This window comes from Acidimicrobiia bacterium (assembly GCA_040880805.1).
Lineage (GTDB): Bacteria > Actinomycetota > Acidimicrobiia > IMCC26256 > DASPTH01 > DASPTH01.
The window spans coordinates 1-4,771 of the sequence record JBBDHW010000068.1 but is presented as its reverse complement, the minus strand read 5'-3'; the positions used below and the strand labels follow the sequence as shown (position 1 = coordinate 4,771).

Below are 4,771 nucleotides of genomic sequence, written 5' to 3'. Positions count from 1 at the left end.
CCCCCCCACGACGCAACTGTCGGGTGCCGAAATGCTCCGCCTCGCGCTGGGTCTCGAGGGCTCGCCGCTCGCGGGTGGCATCTCCGTCGAAGGTGGGGGCTGGGCCGCCGATCTGCTGGCGTCCGCGGCCAACCTGTCGGCCGAACCGGTCGGCACCCCGAGTGGCTTCGTCGGTGAGCTGCGCGACTATCAGGCCGAAGCGTTGGCGTGGCTCCGTTTCCTCGACTCGGCCGGGATCGGCGGCTGCCTCGCGCTCGACATGGGCCTGGGGAAGACACCGACGATGCTTGCACACCTCCGGCGCGGCCGGGACTGTGACGATCCGGCGCTGGTGATCGCGCCGCCGGCGGTCGTCGGGAACTGGGCCAACGAGGCGGCGCGCTTCACCCCTGGGCTGCGCGTCGTCGTGCACCACGGCGCGAACCGCGCCTCCGTCGACGAGATCGCCACCGAAGTGGCGGACTCCGATGTGATGATCACCACCTACGGGACCGCCGTGCGAGACGTCGACGCCATCGCCGCCGTCTCTTGGGCCCATGTGATCCTCGACGAAGCCCAGGCCGTCAAGAACGCGGCGAGCGACACAGCACAGCAGCTGCGGCGGATCCCCGCGAGAACGCGGGTCGCGCTGACCGGCACGCCCATCGAGAACGGTCTCGGCGACCTCTGGGCCATCCTCGACTTCACGAATCCCGGTCTCGTCGGCCCCCGACCGCAGTTCATCGCCGCGCTCTCCCGGGAAGGCGAAGCGACGCGCGCGGCCGCCGAGGACGCGTTGCGAGCCCTCAACGGGATCCTCGTCTTCCGGCGCACGAAGGCCGAGCCGGCGATCGCGGCGGAGTTGCCAGATCGGATCGATGAGCTGGACCACTGCGCGATGACCCCCGAGCAGATCGGCCTGTACCAGGCGGCGCTCGACAAGCTGGTCCTCGGCACGGACCTGCCCGAGGGCAAGGAGCCGCGCAAGGGTCAGATCCTGGCTGCGATCACCGCGCTCAAACAGATCTGCAACCATCCCTCGGCGTATCAGGAAGACGACCGCCCGCTCGCCGGGCGCTCGGGCAAGTTGGCCCGCCTCGAGGAGATCGTCGAAGCGGTGTTCGCCGCCGGCGAACGCGTCCTGGTGTTCACGCACTTCGCCGAATGGGGCCGACAGCTCGCGGAACATCTCACCGCGCTCACCGGCACGCCGGTCGCGTGTTACCACGGCGGGTTGTCGCGCACTGCGCGTGACCACCTGATCCGCGACTTCCAGACAGGCGTTGGTCCCGGTGCCCTCGTGTTGTCTCTGAAGGCCGGCGGCACGGGATTGAACCTCACTGCTGCCAACCATGTCGTGCTCTACGACCGCTGGTGGAATCCTGCGGTCGAGGACCAAGCGCGCGACCGTGCCTGGCGTATCGGCCAGACCCACACGGTGATCTGCCATCGGCTGGTCTGTCCCGGCACTGTCGACGAGCGGGTCGAGGAAGTCGTAGCCGGCAAGCGCCGCATCGCCAACCTGGTCCTCCCGAAGTCGAGCTCGCTCGCCGACCTCGACAGCGAGCAGCTCCGCGTGGCGCTGGGTATTCGACCCGATACCGTGCTCGCCGAAGATCTGACGCCGTCCGAAGACCGAGCCGCATGAACGGTCCGCGCCGCCGCAGGGCCCCCGCACGATCGAACCAACGCCGCCGGCGCGCGCCGGTACGCGACTTCTGGGGAACCGAGAACACCGAGGACCATCTGGGCACCGTGATCAGACCCAGCGATCACCCCACCGCACTCATCCAGTCCCTGGGGGCGCCGCCGTTCCCGAGCGGCGAAGTCGCGCAGCACTACTTCAACGCGGTCTACGAACGGGCAGCCGCACTCGCGGTTGCACTCGCAACATCGGCCGGCTTGTTGGAAACGAGCGAGCCGGACTGAACCAGCCCCTGGCCCCCGCGTCCGCAGTCAGCGCTCCTCGATGATGACGCTCTGCATCACGTCCCCGACCTGGGTGGCCGCGGCGACGTCCATGCCGTCGGTGACGTAGCCGAAAAGGTTGTACGCCTTGTCGAGCTTGCGGGTGCAGTCGTCGATGCACACGAAGAACTGCGAGCCGTTCGTGTTCTTCCCGGAGTTGGCCATCGCGACCGCGCCGAGCGTGTAGTCGCTCTTCACCGGCTCGTCCTCGAACTTGTAGCCGGGACCGCCGGTGCCGGAACCCTCGGGGCATCCGCCCTGGATCACGAAGTCGGGCACGACACGGTGGAACGTGAGACCGTCGTAGTAGCCCTGCCGGGCGAGGGTCACGAAGTTGTTGACGGTGTTGGGCGCGAGCTTCGGGTCGAGGTCGAGCACCATCGTGCCACGATCGGTGGTGATCGTCGCGCGGTAGGTCTTGGTCTCGTCGATCTCGAACGCGGGCTGCTCAGCCATCTGATGCTCCTGCTCGGGGTGTCACGGGGAATCCGGCACGGTAGTCGACGGCGATTCGAGCGCTCTCGTGACGCGCGCGAGCAAATCGCGAGCGCCGTCGGCGTACGGGCCGTTCGGCGCCTTCACGAGGTAGGTCTGGAGATCGGCCTGCGCGCGGTCGAGTTGGGAGGTCGCGGACTCGAGCACCGAGCGGAAGTAGTACGCGTCGGCGTACTCGGGATCCTTCTCGAGAGCAGTGTCGAGCGCAGCGCTCGCCTCGGTGACGAACTGCACGCGAGTGTCGTTGTCCTTGATCGCTTCCGACGCCAGGTACAGCAGGCGGCCGGCGTTGGCGTGGGCCTGCGGCCGGTTGGGGTCGATGGTGATCGCGTTGTCGGACTGTGCGAGCGCGTTGCGGAGGTCGCCGTTGGCCTCGTAGGCATGCGCGAGCCCGAGTCGCGCGTCGTAGTCGTCGGGGCTGGCGTTCACCTTCGCTTCGAGGGTCTTGATCGTCCGGCTGAGTCGCTTGGCGGCGGCATCCTCTTGCGCAGACTGCGAGTTCCCCGACGCGGTCTGTCCGGGTAGCCGGGCTCCCAGCGCGGAGGCGAGCGCGACGCCCGCGACGACTGCGAACACCACGATCACCGCGATGATCGCGATCCGGCGTCGCGCCGCAACCGGGGGCGCGGGCGACGGACGCGCGTCGACACCGTCGCGGAGCGCGCGGATGGTGGCAGCAGCGCGAGCGGTGTAGTCGTCGTGGAGCTCGCGGTACGACTCGTCGTCGATCCCGCCGCTCTCGTGCTCGATCTCGAGATCGTCGAGCGACTCGAGCAGGAAGTCGCGCTCGGCCTCCAGCTCTTCGCGGTCACTCATCGTCGACTCCGCGTTCCCGGTCGACCAGCGCTTCGTCGGCTTCTGTGGCGTGAAGGCGTGGTTCGCGTCGGGCTCGGGTGAGGCCGAACCAGATCCCGGCGGCGCCGAGCGCGAGCACGAGGACCGGGAGCACCCACACGATCAACCCGATGCCGGAGCTCTGGGGGGAGAGCAGAATGTCCTCGCCGTAGTCGTCGACGTAGACCTGCCGGATCTCCGCATCGCTCTGCCCGGCGGCGATGCGCCGCTCGATGTCGGCGCGGATCGCTTTCGAGGTGGGCGCGTTGCTGTCGGCCACGGACAGGCCCTCGCACTCCGGGCACCGCAACTCAGTGGCCAGGTCGTGCGCGCGTGCCGCCGGGGTCTGTGCGCCGCCCGGCCACACCAGGATCGCGAGCACAACCGCCAGCACCAAGGCGAGCGCGAGCCACGGCCACCAGCGGCGCATCACTGCCGGCCGCGCGCGGCGGCAAGCATCTCCTCGAGGTTCGACACGCTGACCTCGGCGAGCTGGAAGCCGACGATCTGTCCGTCGGGTGTGATCGCGAACGTCTCCGGCTGGCCTCTCGTCCCGAAGTCGAGCGCCGCTTTCGCGGTGGGGTCGAGCGCGATCGTCCAGCCCATGCCGTGCTCGCGCACGTAGTTCTCGATCCCCGCCTTGCTCTTCGGCTCGTCCCGGACGATGCCGACCATCGCGAAGTCGGGATCGTCGGCGTGCGCGTCGTAGAAGGCCTTGAGCGACGGCAGCTCCTTCTGGCACGGGATGCACCACGTGTTCCAGAAGTTCACGATCACGGCCTTTCCCGCGAGCCCGTCGCGCGTGACGCGCTCGGCGGTGAGCGTGGGCAGGTTGAACGTGGGCGCGTCGCGACCCACGAGACGGTTCTTCTGCGATTCGATCTGCGGGTCGTTGCCCACGTTGAGCGCGAGCACGACACCGAGCACGACGACCACGACCGCAACCGCCAGCGCGACCCACCGTGCCGGGTGCTTCACGCCGGCACCTCTTCGGCCGGAAGCTCCTCGAGCACGGGATCGTCGAACTCAACCTGGGGATCAGCCGGCACCGGGGTGCGCGGCCGGCGCCGCAGCCGCGGCGACAGCGCCAGGATCGTGCCGAGCGCCATCACCCCGCCGCCGATCCACAACCACAGGATCATCGGGTTCACGCGCACCCCGAGCGTGATGCGGCCGCCGTTGCCCGGCGACGACACCAGCGTGAGGTACACGTCTTCGACGGGACCGGTGTGCACCGACGGGGTGCCGATCCCTTGGGTGCTGTTGGGGAACGTGGAGATCGCGGGCGCGTACACGCCGAGCACCTGATCGCCGCGCCGCACGCGCACGGCGGCCGACACGGTGGTCTTCTGCGCCGACCGGTCGATCTTCGAACCGAGGAACGTGAACGTGTACCCCGACACCACTGCCGACTCGCCGCGCTCGAGCCGGACCTCCCGGTTCGCGCCGTAGGCCGACGACACCGCCAACACCACCGCGATCAACACCACCCCGA

Annotated in this window: 7 protein-coding genes; 2 read left to right on the top strand and 5 right to left on the bottom strand. The window is 69.0% G+C overall.

Annotated elements, in window-relative coordinates:
• Both WD271_17440 and WD271_17435 read left to right on the top strand, forming a co-directional pair.
• Positions 1 to 1,627, top strand: a 1,627-nt coding sequence (locus WD271_17440; protein MEX1009605.1) for a DEAD/DEAH box helicase, incomplete at its 5' end; no start/stop codon positions are given.
• A complete protein-coding gene (locus WD271_17435; protein MEX1009604.1) occupies positions 1,624 to 1,908 on the top strand; it encodes a hypothetical protein in 285 nt (94 codons plus the stop codon). The genes WD271_17440 and WD271_17435, both read left to right, overlap by 4 nt.
• Positions 1,909 to 1,935: 27 nt before the next feature.
• On the opposite strand, the gene WD271_17430 is transcribed toward WD271_17435, so the two are convergent.
• The 5 genes from WD271_17430 to WD271_17410 form a co-directional block, all read right to left on the bottom strand.
• Positions 1,936 to 2,403 (bottom strand): peptidylprolyl isomerase, encoded by a 468-nt coding sequence (locus tag WD271_17430; protein MEX1009603.1) that lies wholly within the window; start codon positions 2,401 to 2,403, stop codon positions 1,936 to 1,938.
• A gap of 21 nt (positions 2,404 to 2,424) precedes the next feature.
• A complete protein-coding gene (locus tag WD271_17425; GenBank protein ID MEX1009602.1) occupies positions 2,425 to 3,258 on the bottom strand; it encodes a tetratricopeptide repeat protein in 834 nt (277 codons plus the stop codon).
• Positions 3,251 to 3,706: a cytochrome c-type biogenesis protein gene (locus WD271_17420; protein MEX1009601.1), complete on the bottom strand. Its 456-nt coding sequence runs from the start codon at positions 3,704 to 3,706 to the stop codon at positions 3,251 to 3,253. Before WD271_17420 ends, WD271_17425 begins: the two co-directional genes overlap by 8 nt.
• Complete coding sequence (locus tag WD271_17415) at positions 3,706 to 4,254, bottom strand: TlpA disulfide reductase family protein (protein MEX1009600.1); 549 nt, start codon at positions 4,252 to 4,254, stop codon at positions 3,706 to 3,708. The genes WD271_17420 and WD271_17415 overlap by 1 nt, the downstream gene beginning before the upstream one ends.
• A partial coding sequence (locus tag WD271_17410) for a cytochrome c-type biogenesis CcmF C-terminal domain-containing protein (protein ID MEX1009599.1) occupies positions 4,251 to 4,771 on the bottom strand: 521 nt, incomplete at its 5' end. The genes WD271_17415 and WD271_17410, both read right to left, overlap by 4 nt.

Coding starts and splice junctions, on each gene's coding strand:
- WD271_17420 (MEX1009601.1), bottom strand. CDS start 3,706: ATGCGCCGCTGGTGGCCGTGGCTCGCGCTCGCCTTGGTGCTGGCGGTT.
- WD271_17425 (MEX1009602.1), bottom strand. CDS start 3,258: ATGAGTGACCGCGAAGAGCTGGAGGCCGAGCGCGACTTCCTGCTCGAG.
- WD271_17435 (MEX1009604.1), top strand. CDS start 1,624: ATGAACGGTCCGCGCCGCCGCAGGGCCCCCGCACGATCGAACCAACGC.
- WD271_17430 (MEX1009603.1), bottom strand. CDS start 2,403: ATGGCTGAGCAGCCCGCGTTCGAGATCGACGAGACCAAGACCTACCGC.